Here is an 18965-nt window from a genome sequence, read left to right as displayed (position 1 = left end):
AGGTGGTGGCACACGAAGCTGGAACTCCCAGCAACCGCACTCCAGGAGTCCCGCCGCATGACCGCCGCCACCCGGCTTCGGGCCGAACACCTGTCCGAGGCGATGGGCCTGACCATCCGCGAACCGCGGCTCAGCTGGACACCGTCCGCCGGAACCGTCCGCCAGGTCGCGTACCGGATCACGGCCGGCAACGGCTGGGACACCGGGAGGGTGGAGTCGGCTGAAAGCAGCGGCATCCCCTACAGCGGCCCCGCACTGGATTCCCGCAGCCGGTTTGAATGGCGGGTCCGCACCTGGAACATCGGCCACACGGGCACCGAAGCGGCCAGCGGCTGGTCCGAACCGATGCCCGTGGAGCTCGGCCTCCTGCACGCCTCCGACTGGACTGCGAAGTGGATCGGGCCCGGCGAAGAGGAAGTCCCCGCCCCCGGGGAGCGGCCCGGCTGGGCCCTCACCAAGAACTTCACGCTGGATGCCGCCCCGGAGAAGGCCCGCTCCTATGCCACCGCCCACGGCATCTACGAGGTCTTCATCAACGGCCGCCGCGTCGGCGACCAGCAGCTCACCCCCGGCTCCACCAGCTACAACACCACCCTCCAAGTCCAGGCCCATGACGTCACGGGCCTGCTCCGCGAAGGCGCCAACACCATCCGAGCCATCCTCACCGACGGCTGGTACCGCGGCAGCTTCGGCTACACGCGCGACGCCGACATGTACGGCACGCACACGGCCCTCCTGGCGCAGCTGGAGGTGGAGTCCGCGGCAGGCAGGCAGGTCATCGGCACCGACGCGACGTGGCAGGTGTCCGCCACGGAGATCACCAGCGCGGACCTCATGGCAGGCCAGCGCGTCGATTTTCGAACGGACGACGCCGGCCGCGCACCTTCTGGAGGCACGGCACCCGCCTCCCCGCACGCACCAGGGCCCCGTCCCGCCGTCGTCCGTCCCGGCAGCGTGGGCGCACTAGCCGGTCCCCTCGCCCCACCCACCCGGGTCACCCGCGAACTCACCCCCGTTTCCATCACCCGCCTTTCAAACGGCAACCAGGTGGTGGACTTCGGCCAGAACCTCCACGGCTGGGTCCGCCTCACCAAGCTGGCGGCGCCGGGCGAAACCGTCACACTGGAATACGGCGAGGCCCTGGGCGGAGACGGCGAGGTCACCCGGGACCACCTGCGGCCGTACGATTTCCGCACCCCCGGAGCCTTCCTCGACGCCGGCCAGGTGGACACCGTCGTCTCCTCCGGCGCCCCTGGCGAGGTCTTCGAACCCCGCCACACCACCCACGGCTTCCAGTACGTGTCCGTCCAGGGCCTTCCGCAGGACCTGCACCCCGGAGACATCACGGCCTGCCTGGTCCGGACGGACCTGGAACGCATCGGCACCTTCCGCTGCAGCGACGGGCGCCTGAACAAGCTCCACGACATCGTGGAATGGAGCTTCCTGGGCAACTCTTGCGAGGTCCCCACCGACTGCCCGCAGCGGGAAAAGGCCGGCTGGACCGGAGACTGGCAGCTGTTCGTCCCCACCGCCGCGTACCTGTATGACGTCACCGGCTTCTCCCGCAAATGGCTGCGGGACGTCCGCGCGGACCAATGGGAGAACGGCGTCATCGCCAACATTTCACCGTCGGCCGGGCCCGCCGTCACCTCGGCCGACTTCATGGGCTTCACCAACGGCTCCGCCGGCTGGGGCGACGCAATCGTCATGGTGCCGTGGGAGATCTACCTGGCCACCGGTGACGCCTCGATCCTGGCCGAAAACCGGGATGCAATGAACCGCTGGCTCGGCTTCGTCCGGACCTCCGCCGAGACCCGGCGGCACCCCGCCCGTGCTGCCGCAATCCCCGATCCGGCACCGCACGAGCAATACCTGTGGGACACCGGCTTCCACTTCGGCGAATGGATGGAACCGGACGGACCCGAGCCGGACCTGTTCGCTGCCCGCAACGCCGACCATGGCATCGTGGCCACCGCCTGCTACCGGCACACCACGGACCTGATGGCACGCATCGCCAGTGTCTTGGGCCGCGACGACGAGGCGGCAGAGCTGGCGGAACTTTCATCCCGGATCCGGGACGCCTGGGAAACGGAATACCTCGGCCCGGATGGCCACGTCACCCAACCGAGCCAGGCCAACTGCGTCCGCGCCCTGGCCTTCGACCTGGTTGGCACGGAACGCCGCGCCGGGGTCACGGCGCAACTGGGGGAGCTGATCCGGGACGCGGGCACCCACCTGGGCACGGGTTTCCTGGCCACGCCCTACCTGCTACCGGTCCTGGCCGACAACGGTGAGGTGGACCTGGCCTACCAACTGCTGATGCAGGATTCCGAACCGTCCTGGCTGGCCATGGTGGACCGCGGCGCCACCACCGTATGGGAACTGTGGAACGGCATCGACGCCGCCGGCACCGCACACCAGTCCCTCAACCACTACAGCAAGGGCGCCGTGGTGACCTTCCTGCACCGGTACACGGCCGGGCTGCGCCAGGCGGCAGGAAGCGCCGGCTGGGAGCGGATCATCATCGAGCCGCGCCCCGGTGCCGGACTGACCTCCGCGGCCACCTCGCACCTGGGGCCGCGCGGCCTGATCCAGGTGGAGTGGGCCCGGTCCGCGGACGCGGCATCCAGGGGCTTGAAGGACGACGCCGGGCTGACGCTCACTGCCACGATCCCCACCGGCTCCACCGCGGAGGTGCTGCTGCCCGGCCAGCCGGCCGTCGTCGTCGGGCCTGGAACCCATACTTTCGCTGCCGCCACCCGCGGCAGCGCTGCCAAACCCGAGCTGATGAGGAGCACACTATGACAGTGGACGACGCTACCGAGGTACTCGACCCGTCCCGCCCGGATGTTTCCCGGCCCGGCGGCAGGGACGTTCCGCCGTTCCCGGTCTTTGACGCGCCCGGAACACCGGAGCCGGTCTCGGACGTGTCGGCCGTGCACCGGGAAGTCACGTATGCCCGGGCCATCGGCTTCCGGCCCCTGAAAATGGACATCTGGCTGCCGCGGCACGCGTCCGGCCCTGTGCCGCTGGTCCTCTGGGTGCACGGCGGAGCGTTCCAGCTGGGCGACCGACGGGAACTCCCGCCCACCTTCGCGCCTGACTCCGTGTTCCGGCTGCTCAACGAGGCCGGCATTGCCTGCGCCACCGCGGACTACCGGCACTCCCTCGAGGCGCCTTTCCCCGCGCAACTCCACGACCTCAAGGCCGCCATCCGCTACCTGCGCGAATACGCGGATGAGCTCAACATCGACCCCGACCGGTTCGGTGCCTGGGGCGAATCCGCCGGCGGCCACCTGGTGGCGCTCCTGGGGCTCACGGGCAACCGCGGCGACCTGGAAGGCTGCCTCGGTGCGCAGGGGCACCCCAGCAGCGTCAGCGCCGTCGTCGACTTTTATGGTGTTTCTTCGCTGGCGGACCTTCCGCCGATGGCCATGCCCGCGGGGCTCTTCCCCGAGGCGTTGACCGCGGCCGTCCCGCCGGGCATGTCCCTGCAGCCCAACCACATGCTGGTGGGCGGCTCGAATGACCCGGAGCTGCTGGCCGCGGCCAGCCCGGTCAGCTACGTGGGCGCCGGCGCCGCACCGTTCCTGCTGGTCCACGGTGACTCCGACGGGCTGGTCCCGCATCCGCAGACCGAGCTGCTGGCCGCCGCGCTCGCCGAGGCAGGAGTGGAGCATGAGGTGGTGACCGTCAAGGGCGCCGACCACTGCTTCTTCGGCGCCGAAGACCGGATGGCCGGCATCCTCGCCGCCGGTGTGGACTACTTCTCCCGGAAACTGGGCAGGCCATGACGCCACAAACAGAACCAGCAGCAGTGTCCCCGGAGGCTTCCCCGGCCGGCGCCCCGGAAGGAGCCGCCGACGGTTTCGCCGAATACCTTGCCAGCCCCGAAGGCCCGCGATTCCTGAACCCGGACGCCGTCCGGACGCCCGGGCCTGACGTCCCCATCTGCACCGTCACTGCCGACGGGCGGCACGGGCCGGTGGCCATCCGGATCTACGGCGAAGCGGCCGGAGCCGGCAGCCCGGCGATGGTGTGGCTGCACGGCGGCGGCTTCGTCAGCGGCAGCGTGGACATCCCCGAATCGGATTACCTGGCCCGGGTGCTCGCGGACCAGGGGACGCCGGTGCTGTCCGTGGACTATCGGCTGGCGCGGGACGGCGTGTCCTACCCGGTACCGCATGACGATGCTCTGACGGGGTGGTTCTGGGCTCGGAAGAACGCCAGATCCCTGGGGCTGGATCCGGACCTGCTCTGCCTGGGCGGGGCCGGTGCCGGCGGCAACCTGGCCGTGGGCGCCGCGCTCTACCTGATTGACGCCGGCAAGCCGCTGCCGGCCAAGCTCCTGCTGGCCTACCCCTTCCTGCACGCCGAACTCCCGCCGCCGGCCGGCGGCCTGGACGAGGCGGTCATGGCCGGGCTGCCGCGGCATTTGCGGTTCACCCTGGAGGACTGCATCCGCACGGCGGAGAACTACGTGGGCGGACCTGTCAGCATGGCACCGTCCTATGCGATGCCCGGTTACGCCGACCCTGCCGGACTTCCGCCCACCGCGCTCCTGGCATGCGAGTACGACGACGCCCGCGGCTCGACTGAGCTGTTCGCCTCTTCTTTGGAGCAGGCAGGGGTACCGGTGTCCTATTTCCTCGCCCGGGGCGCGGTCCACGGCCACCTTAACCACACCGCCGGACTGCCGGAGGGGCAGGCGGCGCTGGATTTCCTGGCCCGGGAACTGGCGGCGGCGCATACAGCTCCTCGTTGACCCCGCGGCTACCCGGTGTGAGGATGGCGCCATGAACCAAATCTCCGCCTTTTACACCGGGCCTGGGAGACTTTTGGCGGCGATCAGTTCTGCCCTGGACGCGGCCGGCGTGGACCGCAAAACGCTGCGAGCGGCCGATCTCGCTGCTGTTGACGAGTTCCATATCCGTGGCCGCAGGGCCACCCTGGAAATCATCGAGGCACTCGCCCTCACTGCAGACTCCCGTGTGCTTGACCTCGGCAGCGGACTGGGAGGCCCCGCACGGACGCTGGCCGAGATGAGCGGGTGCACCGTTACAGGAATCGACCTCACGCCTGAATTCTGCGAGGTAGCGTCGGCTCTCTCAGAGTGGACAGGGTTGTCCGGCCGCACCCGCTTCCAGGTGGGGGACGCCACGGCCACCGGTCTGCCGGATGAGTCTGTGGATGCGGTGATGACCGTGCACGTGGCGATGAACATCCCGGATAAGCCTGCGCTGTATGCCGAAGCGTTCCGCGTCCTCCGGCCCGGCGGCAGGTTTGTGGTCTACGACGTACTGCAGGGCGAAGGAGGTGAAGTGCACTACCCGGTGCCGTGGGCCGCTGACTCCTCAACAAGCTTTCCCGCGACCCTGGAGGACATGCGCCGGTTGCTCCCCTCGGCAGGATTCGACGTTATTTCGGAAATTGATTCCTCGGACGAAAGCCTTTCCTGGTTCCAGCACATGCGTGCCAAAATCCAGCGCGAGGGGCCACCGCCGGTGACGTTTGCGGCCTTCCTTGGCGACAGCTTCGCGCAGATGACGGTCAACCAGGTGGCCAACCTCGCCGAGCGGCGGATCCGGACGGTGATGTTCGTGTGTACTAAGACCTGAGCTCCTCTTGCCGGACCCCAGGGTTCATTCGCCGTTGGCAGTTTCCTCGATCCAATCGACTGCTTCGTCGGAGAGGTAAATGCCCTCGGGTGTCTGGTCGCCGATCCACCAGGCGTGCGATGTTACAACTCCGCCGGCCGCCGCGATCTTGTTCACCACGTCCTCGGCAATAACCTCGCCGTTGTGCTCAATTAGCCACGCCTGCGCCTCGGAATCTAACTTGGGCCACCACTCAATTGTGTTCATATTGCAATCCTTCACCCGGGTTTGGCCGATGGAAAGGCGCTGTCAGCGAGGAAGCGTCGAGACCGCCAGTGCCGCCACACGACGAAGCGAAACTCAAAGCTTCACCGCAGCTTCATGACCGGCAGCTATATCGGCCTGCTCGGCGCCTTCGTGGGCGTTTTGGCGGTGCCCTCGCGCCGCATACATCAGCTCGCCATCCACGAGCTCCCGTTAGCCAATCGGCTAGCGGATCGGCGGGGAAGGGACCCCGCCGCGGGCTTCAACACCCACCAAAACGACTGCTCATGGGGCTGCCCAAGATCCTGTTTCCGACGCACGATCGGCACCTCCCTCTCAGCTCGAGCGTGGCCGATTCCAGCCCGGATGATGGCTCCCGCGGCTACGATGCATCTTCGCCGATGTGGCGACCCCTCAGCTCCGCAATCAGCGTGGTCATCGATTCGTCCATGTTCGATATCCGGGGCTGCCCGGATCCTCCAGTTCCCCGCCACTGGGCGCTCCACTCGGCCAATTGGTAGAGGATCGGCACGCACTGGATGCCGGCCTCGGTGAGGCTGTACGTCGCCCGCTGCCCTCGGCGCCCCTCGCCTCGCACCAGAAGACCTGCTTCGACGAGCCGAACGAGCCGATCAGCGAGGATGTTGGATGCTATCCGCTCGCGGGAGCCGAGCAGGAGCGAACGGAAGTTTCGTCGATCCTCGAAGACCACGTCGCGAAGGATCAGCAGGGTCCACCGGTCACCGAAGATGTCTGCCGCATCGGCGATATGGTCCGAAGTGCTCTCCATGGGTCCTCCTTGACACTGGACTTCAACAATCTATAGTGATTGCAACTTACAACCACTATAGATTGGTCGCGCGATGGGCCGCTTCATCTACAACATGAATACCTCTGTCGATCTGCTGATCGAGCAAGTGCCCGGCGATCACGGAGCCGGGTCGTGGCTGAAAATCGACGAGGAGCTGCACCAGCATTTCAATGACGAAGCGAGGCGCCTCGCCATGTTTGTCCAGGGGCGGGTCTTCTACGAGATTATGGAAAAGGCGTGGCCGGACGCCGCCGACGATGCGTCTGCTCCCCGCATTACGCGGGAGTATGGCCGGATCTGGGTCGCCACCCCTAAAGTCTTGGTGTCCAGCACCCGCACCAGCGCTGACTACCACACCCGGATCATCGGCCAAGGCGACACCATAGGTCAGCTCTCCCGGCTCAAGGCCGAGACCGACGGGAGAATCGCCGTCGATGGGGCCACGGTGGCGTCCCAGCTCCTGCGCGCAGGCTTGCTCGATGAGCTACTGCTCTACACCCACCCCAGCATCCTCGGTTTTGGCCGCCCGTTGTTCGACGATAACGACAGGCCGATCGACCTGAAGCTGCTGGAGCAAAAGAGGTTCTCGTCCGGTGTGACGATGCACCGATACCAGGTGCTGTCGATGAAGGAGGAACGGTGACCGATTCCGCTCGTTCGACGCACACCACCATCACCCGCCTCCGGGTGGGTGATCTGCAGGCCGGCGACCAGCGTCTGCCCATCAACGTGCACGTTCTCGATCACCAGGATGCCCGCATCCTGGTCGACACGGGGCTCACCCAGCTGCACCCTGCTGTCGCGGATATGGACCCTCGCATCCAGCCGCTGAACGAACTGCCCGGCTTCGACCCCGACAGCATCGACATAGTCGTCAACACCCACCTGCACTTCGACCATGTGGGAGGCAATCATCTTTTCCCCGGGCGGCCAATCTATGTGCAGCGGGCCGAGTACATCGAGGCGCATGCGGGCGAGTACACGATCCTGGACTGGGTGGATGCCCCGGGCGCCACTTACACGTTGGTGGACGGGGAACTGGAACTCCTTCCGGGTATTCGTCTCATTCGCGCCCCTGGACACTCGGCGGGGTCCCAGATCGTCGTGGTCGAGACAGGCCATCGTCCCTCTGTGCTCTGTGGCGACAGTGCCGTGTTCTACGGCGAACTGGACCAACCTGCAACCGAGGCGCAGCACCTTATCCGCAGCCTTGACCCGAGCGAAGTGTGGCTCTCCCACCAAGACGCTCCCTGGCGTCCGGCCGTGCCGGCGCGGGGCTGAGCACAGTGAACAAGATCCGGGTGTGCCGCGTCGTGATGATGTGCGGGCCGGGTGGTGCAGGAAAGACTACCTTCGCCAAGCGTTTGGAGCGCGAGGGCTGGACACGTTTGTCGTTTGAGGTGGAGTACTGGAATCGGGGAATCAGAACGATGCCCTCCGCAGAGGTTGTCGCCGAAGTTGCAGCAGACCTGAAGGCCCGCTTGCTGCGCCATGTCGCGGCGGGGAACGATGTCGTGCTCGACTTCGGATTCTGGTATCGACGACAACGCGACGAGTTCCGTGCACTGCTCGAGCCGCAGGGCGTTGTGCCTGAAACTGTTTACGTCGCGACGAGTCTGGAGACCATCTTGAGCCGCGTCGGTGACCGGCATGGCAAGCAAGCGGACGATTGGCCGCTAACAGAGCAGACGGCTACGGAGTACTTCAGACGATTCGAGCCGCCGACGCCCGGGGAGGGGCCGCTCGAAATCATTGGAGCGTAGCCACAGCAACGAACCCGGCGTCGCAGCGGATTGCGCTCTTCAGGTGCCCCCGGTCAGTATCAGTACCTTGCGTCGCAGCTCATGGTGGAAGGGGAAACTGATCTATGTGGGCGTATGCCGATCGACTAACGGGCATTCACCTGCCGAGATTAGCGCCGATTCGGAGACATAGGCTGAAACCATGACTGAAGTCATTCGCGTACGAAGACACGTCGACCTCGCTGCAACGGAGCTTGATGCGCTCCAGAGCCTTTTCGACAGCGAGTACCGGAACGAATTTGGCCCGTGGAACCCCGACGCACCCTACGGCTATTCGCCTGCAGATACTCACGTCCTGGCGTTCCGCGGCCAAGCTTTGGCTGCTCATGTGGGATTTCAAATTCGCCGGATCGGAGTGGGCGCCGATGACGTCGTGGTGGCCGGCACCGGAGGTGTCTTAGTCGATGAAGGCTCCCGCGGTACGGGTCTCGGGCGGCGAGTAATGCGGCACGCTCAAAAGGTGATGCGCGGTGAGCCCGGAGTCGAGTTTGGCTTTCTCGGATGCCGAAGGGAAGTGGTGCCGTTTTATGAGTCAGCCGGGTGGGTGGAGGTCTATGCCACGGAACGATGTTTGTCCCGGTTGGATCAGAGGTCCGTCGTCGTGTCTAAGTGCGGCACGAACCTGATCTGCTCCGCCAAACGCGACGCGGGTGAGTGGCCAAAAGGTGACATCGATCTGCGGGGAACGCCCTGGTGACAGAGCAGTCCCAGTGGAGGATCCTCTTCCGGGCGGCTACGTAAAACTGGAAGAACGCGTCTATCCCGGCTCCGGGCTTATGCCTACTTGTGAGGCGAAATGACCCGTACGCCTAAAGCTTCAGCACCGCTTTGCCTGGTACCTGGCAACTGTTGGGCTTGGTGGGTGGATCCCACGGGACTGGATCTAGAGTCTTCTCAAGAAGAGCTGACTGACCGCCCTTTTCATACACAACCACGTGGACGTTTCTGATCCCAGGCCACACCTCGACTACGTTTTGGGTGGATGCGCTGAAGCGCCTTCCCGCAGACTTCTCGAAACAGTCGCTCTTACCCGGGCAGTCAACCTCGAAGTCGAGGCCGTCCACGGGTTGCCCTGTAGCAGTGAAATCAATCGTGAGAATGTTTGGTTTCAGAGATGTGGAACACGACGGCGTGTAGCAGGCAGCCAGGGAAGACGTCACCACGAGTAGAAGCGGCAGTAAAGGCAAGGGCAGGATACGGGGCACCTATTCACGATAACCCTGGAAACCAGTATTGCTATCGAATGGATTTAGTGTTTTGACTGAGGTCCGCAATGCCGGCCCGGGTCCCCGCCAAAGGACCCTTTACCGGTCACCATCTGGGCTGCACCAGGCTGATTCAGATCACTCTTCGTCCTGGTTATCGCCTGAGTTCCGGTGCAAAAGAAGGTCACCTACGGCCTCGAGAGCGCCCTGAACGACAGCCACGATGACTTCCACGAGGACCGACATGCGTCCACGATACGTCTTCTCTCGCGGGCTGTCGGCGAAGCAGGCTGCCCGTATAGAGATCCCTCACTGCGGCAGCCGCGAAAGTCATGGCAGGAGAACGAAACTGCCCGGTTAGGGATCCTCCAGCGGGCGGCCTCGGACCATCTACAGCTGCATACTCAGAACTGTTCGGAAGGGGATATTCCCGCCTCGATCATCAGCGATGCGGTGCATTCCAATTTTCTCAGCCACCCGCTCTGAAGAGCGGTTATCCGGATGGATGATGGCTATCAGTTCCTTGGCTACAAGATCTTCTCGGGCGTAGTCGCGACAAGCAACGGCTGCTTCTGTCGCAAACCCTTGGCCGTGCAGCTCAGAGCGCACGTGGTACCCGACCTCAAGCTTCTGTGCGCCGTTCACCTGCTGCCAGGTCAGGCCGCAGTCGCCTATGAACTCTCCGTTGTGCGTTTCGACGATCCATAGGCCGTACCCGTGCTCCGCGTAGTTCTCACGATTCCATTGGATCCAGCTTGCTGCTTCTTCCCGAGACTTGGGTGCGGGGTAGAAGCGCATCACCTCGGGATCTCCGAGCAACGCGGCCATGTTGTCGAGGTCCGCATCCGTCATCTCACGGAATTGCAATCGATCAGTCGGTTGTGGGGTTGGCATGCAATGACTCTATTTCCAATGGCTGCTAAGCCCGCAAGCCGATCCTTCACCGGACGCGTGGATGCCCGGTCCTCGGTCGGCACGGACGCACTGGTCCTCACAGACCTACTAACCTCACATCCCTTGAGGTTCGTCGCGGCCAATGTGATCAAGTGCGTGGTCGTAATTCATCGCCAGGGTCGGCAGCCCCACATCAATCCGTCGTTGAGCCACATGGATAACCGAAACGCTTGTGTTCCTGCTTATGCGGACCACTGGCGAGCCCTCTTCGACAACTTCCCAGTGGGCTCCCGGGATGGCGTGAGTGAGGACGTCTCCGTAGAACATCCCAATGGCCACCGTGAGTCCCGTAAGGTCCTTCTTGGCCTCCGGGTCCTCACTCAAGGCATCAATTACGGCGAGGCCCTCGCGCGAGCGGGGAAGGGCTATTCCTTTCCCGCGGACGTAGTGGAGGAGTTCGTCATAGCCTCCAACATTTGTCGGTGGAGGCGACGGCTCATCGGTAGCTGGCTTGTACTCTGCATATCTCCGGGCCATCCCTGGAGGCAGTGATTGAAGCGGCTCTTCGGTTTCGTCCCGGTCAGGCATGCCGTCATGCTACCCGGCTGCGGTCCTCGAGCGGCACCGCCAATTAGGAAGGGACCAAAGGGAATTGCGGCGCTCCGTTGCGGATCCCTCACCGGGACATTTAAGGCCTAAAACTCTTCACTTATTTACAGGTTCCCTCGTTTGGTTCATAGTCGAGGCATGAGAGCGGCTGGCATTCTCCCCTCAGACGCTCCTGACCCGCGGGCCGGATGGGCCGAGCGCCTGAAGCTGATGCCAATTCCGGTGATGGGGCTCGCGCCTCAACCATCGTTGGAGGACACCGACAGCGTTGGTGTGACCTGTGGCCAAGATGATCGTGGGTACAACGAGATGACGGCGAGCATCACCTATACGCTCTGGCGAAACCCGGATGACCGCTCAGATCCGGTAAACCTCGCGGACCTCAACGAGAAGACACGCAGATCGATCGAGGAAGTTCCGCCATGGCCGCGGCCCCCTTGGCTGATCGAGTACGTGGAGCGCCTGCGTTACCCGCAACTTGAGGAGGCCGTGCGAACCACCTGGCACCGCGATCCATCCGAGCGTTCTTCGGTTCGAAGCCTGTTGGTTGACCATGTCAACCACATCCTCATGAACCAATATCGGCAAGAGCTCTGGCCGGGCAGCAACCCGTGGGACCAGCACGCCCCCACAGTCACCGGCCGGATGGTCAACAGCCAGGCCAGGACCCTCATCAACGGAGTCGATATGCCCGGTGCAGAGGTCGATACGGACCCGTTCGTCTACGGTATCGGAGCCCAACTGGCAGGCGGCGGGGTGGTGACCGCAGTGCTTCCGCGAGCCGAGCTCATGCGCATCCAGGTTCAGTTCACGACCCGGCGCTAAGACCCCAGCGCCCGTAAGCCGATCCCCAATCGAACGCGAAAACACGTCCGGTAGCCGACCGGCTTTCGGGCCCTGGCCTCTCTTTCCTCATAGTCTTTTCTCAAGATTTGGTCAGCTGGGCTTACAGCGCTTTCCTCTTTGCGTTAGAAATATTCATAGGAAGAAGACAATGAGTGGCATTGACGATCTTATGGCCGAGTCCAATGAGCGCTGGACAGTGGTCATGCGGCGAGTCGAGGGCGTCCAGGACAACGGCCTCGGTGAGGCCATAAAGACGTATTACACCCGCTACTTTCCGCTTGGATTGGTCGTCTCGGTCGCTGTGGGGGCAGGAATTGGAGCCCTGATTTTCCCGGATACTGCAGACAAAGGACCTGTCCTTCTGGGATTTGGGATTTCACTCGCCGCATGTACGGCCTTGATTGGCGAGCTGATCTACAACGCTAAGAAAGTTGTACCGGCTGTGCAGTTCGGAAGGATCGACGTGCTGCTCTCGTTGGAGAGCGACGAACGAAAGCGCATCCGCGGGCAGATCGCCGGAAAAGCACCACTAGATGCCGAGCATCTTTCGGTCGTCAGGGCCGCTGCGGTGCAACTCCGCAAGAACATTGCCGCCCAGCTACTGGTGCAACCGAAGATGCCGCCCTTCTTCATTCCTCAAGCCGTAAATTTCGCTAGACGTGGAGACAGTCTGTTCGGATGGTTCATGACCATCGGCGCTGCAGTATTGGTCACGGCCTTGGGTTCCTTGCCCGTGACTTTCGACTTGCGGCCGTTTCTTGGCAACTACCGGTTCGATATGACCACAGACATCACCCGAGACGCCTGGAGAACCTACAGCTTCAAGGGGACACTCAATGGATAATCATCCCGGAATAGTCATCGACACGGCCATGATTAAGAGGGTGAATACCGATGCACTGTTCACCCAGGGGTACCTCTGCGCCCCAACGTCGGAACCGCAACCTTCGGCAGCTGAAATGGACAGGGCGATCTCGGGAATCAGGATTACAGACCACCCCGACCAACTCTTCCACGCCGTCCAAGTGAGCCAGGGTACGGCAATCTATGTATATCCGGTCAATTCGACCAGCCATGCCCTCGACATCGCGGAAATGATCGCGGACGCGATTTCGACGGTAGGTTTCACCGGAACCGTCACAGCCTGCTCCGACAAGCTAGGGCCCAGGCCGCGAATATCAAGGAGCGCGTTCACGGCCGCAATATGCGCCGTAGATGCCGCCGTTGACAACAACGAGACGCCGCAGCGGTTCCGTGCGCGAAAGAAGAACCTGGATCGTTGGGCAACCACTACCCCTGAATTCAGGAACATCGTGGACGGTCTCGTTCGTTGGGCCGAGAGCAGTGCGACTGGTCCTATCCTCGCCGGCTTGCATTTCACCTTGTCACGATGCGAACCTCACCAGGCCGTAGAGGTGATCACTCGGTGCTGTGAAGACGTGGGATGGGCCGAACTTGTGTTTGCGACGAATGACGGTGACAGGTTCGTGCGCTTCACCGGGGAAGGCTGGATCATTCCGGGCGTCGACACCAAAGCTGACGAGGCAGAAGCACTGAAGACGCTCATCCAACTACTGGAGGAAATGGCGGCCTGCTATGACTACGCGGCCATCGTTCGGACAAGCGTTGCGGGGTCAGCGCGGAGCGTGCTGGTCCAGGCGGAAACCCCCGGTCCAAACGACTTGGTCCTGTCTTCCGACCACGGCGCTATGAAAACCTCCATACCCGGCGTCTTCGGTGCCCAGGTCCTCGGTCCCGGGCACGCCGAGCTCCAACCCCCTGAGCTCTGGCAGGTCACCAACTTCAGCGCCGGCCGAAGAATGTTTACCGCGCCGAATGCGGAGGAATGGTGGGAAGACGAAGAACGCCGCCGTCCTGAGGAGGGCTTTGCTGTGCTGAAGGCGGCGAACAGGGCGCTATTGGGCCGCTGGTACTAGCGTGGCAACTGAATTCGTCATCCCTATCGTGGCGGCCACCGTCACCACCTACGGCAGGCGTAGATCGGCAGCGAATTCAGCCAAGCAATGCTGAGTCGCCGAAGCTGATCGATAGCCGGAGATGCGAAGGGCGCCGTTATTTCAGTGCCCGGTTCATTGCGGGCATCCGGGTGACTCCACCATCGCACTTTGACACGCGTGGACCATCGATCAACATCGCGTTCGTTCAGGGATCCTCTGCCGGACGTAGGTTTCGTTCGTCGACGTTCTGCTTGGGCCGGTGCTGGACTCCCTCTGGGTGGTCCACACGTAGGGTTTTGTCCAAGGCTTCGATCAAGAGCATTGCTTAAGTTCGGACGGCAGGTCTAGCGTCGGGTAACACTTGAGGCCGGTTTTAAGAGTGTCCCCAGTTTGTTCACCTGAGGTTGGTGCGAGTCAGACGTGAAACGGCGAACCAAATTGAGATGGGCCGTCACCTTCACAGCACCCCTTATATGTGCGCTCGTTGGTTTTCTTCTGGGTGGACCGAACGGTGCCTTTATAGGCTTTGGTTCTGGACTTGCGTCAATAATTCTGATGTACATCGAATGGAGGACCGAGCCCCGCAGCAGCGGCTCAAAAATTCCAAGGAAACAGAGTCCAATCAATGGCGATGAAGACTTCGATGGAAGTACCCAGTGACAACAAGCCTGGGAATGTGGGTGCCCCTGGAGTGCCAAGTTCGGATGAGATGCATCGCTTCCCGTTCCAACCGGGCAGGAGACCCTCTGGCGTGTGAGGGATCCTCTACCGGGCAGTCCATGTGGCTCTGCTGGCTCTATACGCTGGCCCTCGAGTATTAGGATTCCGGAATGAGTCCTAGAAGCCTCTTCCCCAGCGAAGTGTTGATCATGAGGACCCTGCTTGACCACGCGTACGAACCGAAGTGGAAAGCTGTCGATGTGTCATCTTTGCGCGTTTCCGACATGAACGACGGAGGAATGGGCAGCCTCTCATTCGAAACCACTAAACCAGACCGGATGTTCGGCCGTACCCTGTCAGAGGGGTGGTTCAAGGATGATGACGGGGTCCCATGCGTGGTCGCCATTCTGCTGGACAAAGAAGACGAAATCTTTGAACTCGACAGCGTCAAAGTCGATTCCTCTCCCCGCCGCCGACTTCCCGAATCAGAGGCGGAGATACGTTTTGATAATCCCCATGGGGACTAGTTTGCTGGCATGCCGCACTGACGGACGATGCGCAGCAGTGGATGATCTGGTGCTGGGCTCATCCGGCATTCCTGCCGCAGAGCTGGCGATGGCAGTTCAGCGAGCTCCTGCCTGGGACTAATTGCGCCAGTGCCGGCATGGAGGCGTCCCGGAGAAGGATCCTCCAGCGGGCACTCAAGCGTCCGCTGAGCCACCCCCTATCGAACGGCGGAGGCGCACGTTAGGCCACCGCCTTACTGGCGGCATATCGTTTCGTGGTCTTCGTTCGGGCCTGTCCGAAGGCTGCGAAACGCTTCTGCTTGTTAAGGACCTATGTTCGGCGCACTATTGGATGAGCATCGGGCGCTGTCGCCAAAGGGGATTCAATATGAGTGGTTCTGATTCAGTGGCAAGCGATCGTTGGGCCAACGTCGAGAGGTCGGCCATCGGTGTGGCTGACTACGGCATAGCTGGGGCCGTCCGCATCTACTTCCTTGTTTACCTCCCGGTGGGAACGGCGTTTTTGATCGCCGTCGGTGCGCTTCTGGCCGTCCCGGTCTTCGGCCTTAGTCCCGATGATTGGCCCACGTATTTGGGTGTCGGCATGTCTATCGCTGCAGTAGGGGTATTAGTCGGAGGGCTGGTCTACGCCCGGAAACGAGTCAATCCCCTGGTGCGTCCCCACCGGCAGAGCGCATTTGCCTCCGAGGCTGCCGTGTGGCCGGTGGTTGTTGTAGAAGTTTAGCCATGGCTGCAGGGCGTCGGTTCGGGCTTGGTTGGACGTGAAGGGTTGGCGGTAGGCCCAGCCTTCTTGGAGGGTGCGATTGAAGCGTTCTGCTTTGCCGTTCTGCCAGGGATGGCGGGGCTTGATCAGAATGTGTTTGGCCCCGAGCGCAGCGAGTGCGTCTTGGAAATCGCGTGAGAGCCGGTAGGCGAACGCGTTGTCGGTCATGACGCGCTTGACCGGTGCTCCGTTGGCCGCCATGGCCGCTGCCGCCCGGGTGAGGAATCCGGCGCAGGTCGGGCCTTTCTCGTCGGGCAGGACCTCGGCGTAGGCGAAGCGTGTGTAGTCGTCCACGGCGACGTGGACGTAGTCAAAGCCTAGGTTTCTGCCCGAGGAGCGGTGGTTGGCCGGGCTCTGGGCCGGGTCGGTCCGCCAGCCGCCTCCCGCCGGGATGCGCCCCAGTTTCTTGACATCGACGTGGATCATGTCGCCCGGGGTGTCGCGTTCGTAGCGGCGGTTCGTGGCACGGGAAGCCCGGATCTGCACCCCGGTCACCGGGTCCAGTTCCCACAGGCGCGGCGTGCCCGTACGGGCCAGAATACGAGAGACCGTCCGGGCGCTGGTGCGGCAGCGCAAGGCCAGATCCGTCGGGCCTTCGCGGTGCTCCACGCGCTGGGTCAGGACGTCGGCAACGACTTCCACCGGAGTCGCATGCGGGCACGACCTTGGTCTGGAGCTGCGGTCTTCAAGTCCATCCCAGCCGTGGGTGCGGTACCGGCTGATCCAGCGGTGGGCGCACGTCCGCGAGATGCCCATTTCCTTGGCTACATGAGCGATAGGACGGCCGCTCATGACGCGTTCGACAAGGATTCGTCTACCGGTCGGGGTCAGGCGGGCATTACGGTGGACCATGAAGACCTCTTAGTCGTTGGCTGTGTGTGGTAACCACCAACCTAAGAGGTCTTCACCTATTCACGATGTAACCAACGTCCTGACTCAATACACCTAGGCTACTCCCGGCGCCGTTCGCCGCGGTGGACGTTGGGGACGGTAGGCAAACGACCACGAGGAAGAAAGCTCGTGATTCGGCATTTCAGAATCTGCGGAACCTCGTGCCCGTAAGCCGGTGGCAGCACGTACGATCCGACTGACCCCGTGGGCCGGCTGCTGTTCAACGTGCTGGGGATGGTGGCCGAGTTCGAGGCGGACCTGATTAGGATGCGCACCCGTGAAGGAATGGCGGTCGCTAGGGCGAAGGGGCGGTTGAAAGGAAAGCAGCCTAAGTTGTCCAAGACGCAGCGGAAGCATCTGTTTACGCTGCACGATGCCGGGGAGCACACGCAGGCGGAACTCGCGGAGCTGTTCGGAGTATCCAGGACAACGGTGTACCGCGAACTCCAACGACGGTCCACATAAGTGCGGGCTGTGCAGAGGACTTTGGACATTTGTGCAGACGACTTCGGAAAATGACACGGAGACCTTCGCATCCCGCATGGCGCACAGCAGGCTCGGGCAAGTGATGACAAAGCCAAGGGAATCCAGGCAGGCGCCTACTCCGCCGCGCCCCACAGTGCCTTGCGGAGCAGCCGCTTCAACTCCTGCGACTCCTCCCTGGACAGGACTGCCAGCTGGTCCAGCTCCGCCGCGTCCAGTGCCGCGCGTGCCTTGGTATGCATCCTGCGGCCCTCGGCCGTGGAGACGATGATCTTGGCGCGCCGGTCCTGCTTCCCCTGCGCCCTTTCCACCAGGCCACGGCGCTCCAGGTCGTCCACCAGGGTGACCACCTGGCTCGGGTCCAGGCTGAGGAAGTCCGCCAGTTCCCGCTGCGTCGGCTCCAGCCCGCTGCACGCCAGCGTCAGGACCGAGAAGGAGCGCTCCCGCAGGCCAAAGTCAGCCAGGGCCTTGTTGTTCAGCACCGAGCCGGCGGCGTGCAGTTTGGCCAGCAGCAGGCCCACATCACTGCCGATCCTCGCTGCCGCAAGGCGGGGGGTCTGAACTTCGGTGCCCAAGGTGGCCATAACAACTCCGGTGTAAAAAACAATCGTTGACTTTTTCAATGATCCGTAATTTCATTGATCCCAACAAGGATCTCACACCGCAGTGGGACCACCCCAACGGCTTCGGCCGGCGCATGCGAAGGAGCAGGCCATGAGCTTGAACGGCAAGGTTGCAATCGTCACCGGGAGCGGGCAGGGCCTTGGCCTTGCTTACGCGAGGGAATTGGCCCGCCAGGGCGCCGCCGTCGTCATCAATGATGTGAATGCTGAGACGGCCGCGCAGGCCGTGGCCCAGATCGAGGCCGACGGCGGACGGGCCACCGCCGTGGTGGTTCCGGTGGGAACCACCGACGCCGCCAAGGCGCTGGTGGCCGGAGCCGTCGACACCTTCGGACGCCTGGACATCCTGGTCACCAACGCCGGGATCCTGCGGGACAAGTCCATCCTGAAGATGACGGACGAGGACTTCGACCTGGTCATCAACGTCCACCTCAAAGGCACGTTCACCTGCGTCCGCGAGGCCTACGCCTACTTCAAGGAAAACAACATCCAGGGCCGCATCATCACCATCGGTTCACCCACGGGCCAGCGCGGCAACTTCGGGCAGACCAACTACGCAGCGGCGAAGGCCGGGATCGTGGGCATGGTCCGCACCTGGGCCCTGGAAATGAAGAAGGCCGGCGTGACGGTCAACAGCGTCATCCCCGTGGCCGCCACGGCCATGACCAAGACCGTGCCCTACTTCCAGAAGGCAGTGGAAGCGGAGGGGCGCGGCGAGGCCATGCCGGCCTTCTTCCGCCATGACCTTGGCTTTGGAACGGCCGACGACGTCGCCGGGCTGGTTGCCTTCCTCGCCTCCGACGAGGCCGCCACCATCACCGGCCAGGCCATCGGCGCCGGCGGTGACCGGCTGCAGGTCTGGACCCACCCGGAAGCAGCCATCACCGAATACCGCGAGGGCGGCTGGACCTACCAGGCTCTGCTGGAGAACGCCGGCCAGCTGTTCACCGCGGAAACCCTCCAGGGCTACGGCGAGGAGTTCCTGCCCCTGCCGGAGGACCTCAAGCCCGAACCGGCCCAGGCCCGCTGATC

At 63.3% G+C, this 18965-nt stretch carries 19 protein-coding genes and 1 pseudogene; 14 read left to right on the top strand and 6 right to left on the bottom strand.

The window, feature by feature from the left end; translation table 11 throughout:
• Positions 1–57 precede the first annotated feature (57 nt).
• The 4 genes from AB4Y79_RS08925 to AB4Y79_RS08910 are packed head-to-tail and all read left to right on the top strand — an operon-like array spanning position 58 to position 5618.
• Positions 58–2805 (top strand): family 78 glycoside hydrolase catalytic domain, encoded by a 2748-nt coding sequence (locus AB4Y79_RS08925; protein ID WP_441860534.1) that lies wholly within the window; start codon positions 58–60, stop codon positions 2803–2805.
• The gene (locus AB4Y79_RS08920) at positions 2802–3794 is read left to right on the top strand and encodes an alpha/beta hydrolase fold domain-containing protein (RefSeq protein WP_441860532.1); all 993 of its coding nucleotides are present in this window, start codon (positions 2802–2804) and stop codon (positions 3792–3794) included. Before AB4Y79_RS08925 ends, AB4Y79_RS08920 begins: the two co-directional genes overlap by 4 nt.
• On the top strand, positions 3791–4765 hold the full coding sequence (locus AB4Y79_RS08915; protein WP_441860530.1) for an alpha/beta hydrolase: 975 nt from the start codon (positions 3791–3793) through the stop codon (positions 4763–4765). Before AB4Y79_RS08920 ends, AB4Y79_RS08915 begins: the two co-directional genes overlap by 4 nt.
• Before the next feature lie 31 nt (positions 4766–4796).
• Positions 4797–5618, top strand: coding sequence for a class I SAM-dependent methyltransferase (locus tag AB4Y79_RS08910; RefSeq protein ID WP_441860528.1), 822 nt, complete (start codon positions 4797–4799; stop codon positions 5616–5618).
• Between the two features lie 24 nt (positions 5619–5642).
• Here AB4Y79_RS08910 and AB4Y79_RS08905 read toward each other — a convergent pair whose 3' ends face one another.
• Complete coding sequence (locus AB4Y79_RS08905) at positions 5643–5864, bottom strand: hypothetical protein (RefSeq protein ID WP_441860527.1); 222 nt, start codon at positions 5862–5864, stop codon at positions 5643–5645.
• Between the two features lie 379 nt (positions 5865–6243).
• Positions 6244–6651, bottom strand: a complete 408-nt coding sequence (locus AB4Y79_RS08900; protein ID WP_441860526.1) for a winged helix-turn-helix transcriptional regulator — start codon at positions 6649–6651, stop codon at positions 6244–6246.
• Positions 6652–6724: 73 nt separating this feature from the next.
• Here AB4Y79_RS08900 and AB4Y79_RS08895 point away from each other — a divergent pair, with 73 nt between their 5' ends.
• The 4 genes from AB4Y79_RS08895 to AB4Y79_RS08880 all read left to right on the top strand — a co-directional run bounded on the left by AB4Y79_RS08895 (position 6725) and on the right by AB4Y79_RS08880 (position 9171).
• Positions 6725–7315, top strand: coding sequence for a dihydrofolate reductase family protein (locus AB4Y79_RS08895; protein ID WP_441860524.1), 591 nt, complete (start codon positions 6725–6727; stop codon positions 7313–7315).
• Positions 7312–7953, top strand: coding sequence for an MBL fold metallo-hydrolase (locus tag AB4Y79_RS08890; RefSeq protein WP_441860523.1), 642 nt, complete (start codon positions 7312–7314; stop codon positions 7951–7953). Before AB4Y79_RS08895 ends, AB4Y79_RS08890 begins: the two co-directional genes overlap by 4 nt.
• Positions 7954–7958: 5 nt before the next feature.
• Positions 7959–8435: an AAA family ATPase gene (locus AB4Y79_RS08885; RefSeq protein WP_441860522.1), complete on the top strand. Its 477-nt coding sequence runs from the start codon at positions 7959–7961 to the stop codon at positions 8433–8435.
• A gap of 181 nt (positions 8436–8616) precedes the next feature.
• A complete protein-coding gene (locus tag AB4Y79_RS08880; RefSeq protein WP_441860521.1) occupies positions 8617–9171 on the top strand; it encodes a GNAT family N-acetyltransferase in 555 nt (184 codons plus the stop codon).
• Between the two features lie 898 nt (positions 9172–10069).
• On the opposite strand, the gene AB4Y79_RS08875 is transcribed toward AB4Y79_RS08880, so the two are convergent.
• Entirely contained in the window at positions 10070–10573 is a 504-nt protein-coding gene (locus AB4Y79_RS08875) for a GNAT family N-acetyltransferase (RefSeq protein WP_441860520.1), read from the bottom strand.
• Positions 10574–10687: 114 nt separating this feature from the next.
• On the bottom strand, positions 10688–11161 hold the full coding sequence (locus AB4Y79_RS08870) for a DUF6278 family protein (protein ID WP_441860518.1): 474 nt from the start codon (positions 11159–11161) through the stop codon (positions 10688–10690).
• Between the two features lie 330 nt (positions 11162–11491).
• Here AB4Y79_RS08870 and AB4Y79_RS08865 point away from each other — a divergent pair, with 330 nt between their 5' ends.
• The 4 genes from AB4Y79_RS08865 to AB4Y79_RS08850 all read left to right on the top strand — a co-directional run bounded on the left by AB4Y79_RS08865 (position 11492) and on the right by AB4Y79_RS08850 (position 15173).
• Positions 11492–12007 carry a hypothetical protein gene (locus AB4Y79_RS08865; protein WP_441860516.1) on the top strand — a complete coding sequence of 172 codons (516 nt, stop codon included), beginning with the start codon at positions 11492–11494 and terminating at the stop codon, positions 12005–12007.
• A 169-nt stretch (positions 12008–12176) separates the two neighbouring features.
• Positions 12177–12872 (top strand): hypothetical protein, encoded by a 696-nt coding sequence (locus tag AB4Y79_RS08860; RefSeq protein WP_441860515.1) that lies wholly within the window; start codon positions 12177–12179, stop codon positions 12870–12872.
• Positions 12865–13965, top strand: coding sequence for a hypothetical protein (locus AB4Y79_RS08855; RefSeq protein WP_441860513.1), 1101 nt, complete (start codon positions 12865–12867; stop codon positions 13963–13965). Before AB4Y79_RS08860 ends, AB4Y79_RS08855 begins: the two co-directional genes overlap by 8 nt.
• A gap of 851 nt (positions 13966–14816) precedes the next feature.
• Positions 14817–15173 (top strand): DUF6984 family protein, encoded by a 357-nt coding sequence (locus tag AB4Y79_RS08850; RefSeq protein ID WP_441860511.1) that lies wholly within the window; start codon positions 14817–14819, stop codon positions 15171–15173.
• A 607-nt stretch (positions 15174–15780) separates the two neighbouring features.
• Here AB4Y79_RS08850 and AB4Y79_RS08845 read toward each other — a convergent pair.
• On the bottom strand, positions 15781–16788 hold the full coding sequence (locus AB4Y79_RS08845; protein WP_441860509.1) for an IS481 family transposase: 1008 nt from the start codon (positions 16786–16788) through the stop codon (positions 15781–15783).
• A 213-nt stretch (positions 16789–17001) separates the two neighbouring features.
• On the opposite strand from AB4Y79_RS08845, the pseudogene AB4Y79_RS08840 reads away from it, so the two are divergent.
• Positions 17002–17292, top strand: a pseudogene (locus tag AB4Y79_RS08840) (recombinase family protein); the annotation flags it as partial.
• A gap of 134 nt (positions 17293–17426) precedes the next feature.
• Here the strand turns inward: AB4Y79_RS08840 and AB4Y79_RS08835 are convergent.
• Positions 17427–17894: a MarR family winged helix-turn-helix transcriptional regulator gene (locus tag AB4Y79_RS08835; protein ID WP_441860507.1), complete on the bottom strand. Its 468-nt coding sequence runs from the start codon at positions 17892–17894 to the stop codon at positions 17427–17429.
• Positions 17895–18024: 130 nt separating this feature from the next.
• Between AB4Y79_RS08835 and AB4Y79_RS08830 the strand changes: the two genes are divergently transcribed.
• Positions 18025–18963 carry an SDR family NAD(P)-dependent oxidoreductase gene (locus tag AB4Y79_RS08830; RefSeq protein ID WP_441860506.1) on the top strand — a complete coding sequence of 313 codons (939 nt, stop codon included), beginning with the start codon at positions 18025–18027 and terminating at the stop codon, positions 18961–18963.
• Positions 18964–18965 lie beyond the last annotated feature (2 nt).

It is taken from the genome of Pseudarthrobacter sp. YAF2 (genome assembly GCF_052113345.1).
Lineage (GTDB): Bacteria > Actinomycetota > Actinomycetes > Actinomycetales > Micrococcaceae > Arthrobacter.
The sequence above is the reverse complement of the archived record's forward strand: the minus strand, read 5'-3'. Positions and strand labels throughout refer to the sequence as shown.

What these genes read in the sequence shown, in the direction of transcription:
- AB4Y79_RS08895 (WP_441860524.1), top strand. Translation starts at nt 6,725, where the DNA reads ATGGGCCGCTTCATCTACAACATGAATACCTCTGTCGATCTGCTGATC.
- AB4Y79_RS08870 (WP_441860518.1), bottom strand. Translation starts at nt 11,161, where the DNA reads ATGCCTGACCGGGACGAAACCGAAGAGCCGCTTCAATCACTGCCTCCA.
- AB4Y79_RS08925 (WP_441860534.1), top strand. Translation starts at nt 58, where the DNA reads ATGACCGCCGCCACCCGGCTTCGGGCCGAACACCTGTCCGAGGCGATG.
- AB4Y79_RS08920 (WP_441860532.1), top strand. Translation starts at nt 2,802, where the DNA reads ATGACAGTGGACGACGCTACCGAGGTACTCGACCCGTCCCGCCCGGAT.
- AB4Y79_RS08835 (WP_441860507.1), bottom strand. Translation starts at nt 17,894, where the DNA reads ATGGCCACCTTGGGCACCGAAGTTCAGACCCCCCGCCTTGCGGCAGCG.
- AB4Y79_RS08915 (WP_441860530.1), top strand. Translation starts at nt 3,791, where the DNA reads ATGACGCCACAAACAGAACCAGCAGCAGTGTCCCCGGAGGCTTCCCCG.
- AB4Y79_RS08830 (WP_441860506.1), top strand. Translation starts at nt 18,025, where the DNA reads ATGAGCTTGAACGGCAAGGTTGCAATCGTCACCGGGAGCGGGCAGGGC.
- AB4Y79_RS08860 (WP_441860515.1), top strand. Translation starts at nt 12,177, where the DNA reads ATGAGTGGCATTGACGATCTTATGGCCGAGTCCAATGAGCGCTGGACA.
- AB4Y79_RS08850 (WP_441860511.1), top strand. Translation starts at nt 14,817, where the DNA reads ATGAGTCCTAGAAGCCTCTTCCCCAGCGAAGTGTTGATCATGAGGACC.
- AB4Y79_RS08905 (WP_441860527.1), bottom strand. Translation starts at nt 5,864, where the DNA reads ATGAACACAATTGAGTGGTGGCCCAAGTTAGATTCCGAGGCGCAGGCG.
- AB4Y79_RS08900 (WP_441860526.1), bottom strand. Translation starts at nt 6,651, where the DNA reads ATGGAGAGCACTTCGGACCATATCGCCGATGCGGCAGACATCTTCGGT.
- AB4Y79_RS08865 (WP_441860516.1), top strand. Translation starts at nt 11,492, where the DNA reads ATGACGGCGAGCATCACCTATACGCTCTGGCGAAACCCGGATGACCGC.
- AB4Y79_RS08910 (WP_441860528.1), top strand. Translation starts at nt 4,797, where the DNA reads ATGAACCAAATCTCCGCCTTTTACACCGGGCCTGGGAGACTTTTGGCG.
- AB4Y79_RS08875 (WP_441860520.1), bottom strand. Translation starts at nt 10,573, where the DNA reads ATGCCAACCCCACAACCGACTGATCGATTGCAATTCCGTGAGATGACG.
- AB4Y79_RS08880 (WP_441860521.1), top strand. Translation starts at nt 8,617, where the DNA reads ATGACTGAAGTCATTCGCGTACGAAGACACGTCGACCTCGCTGCAACG.
- AB4Y79_RS08845 (WP_441860509.1), bottom strand. Translation starts at nt 16,788, where the DNA reads ATGGTCCACCGTAATGCCCGCCTGACCCCGACCGGTAGACGAATCCTT.
- AB4Y79_RS08855 (WP_441860513.1), top strand. Translation starts at nt 12,865, where the DNA reads ATGGATAATCATCCCGGAATAGTCATCGACACGGCCATGATTAAGAGG.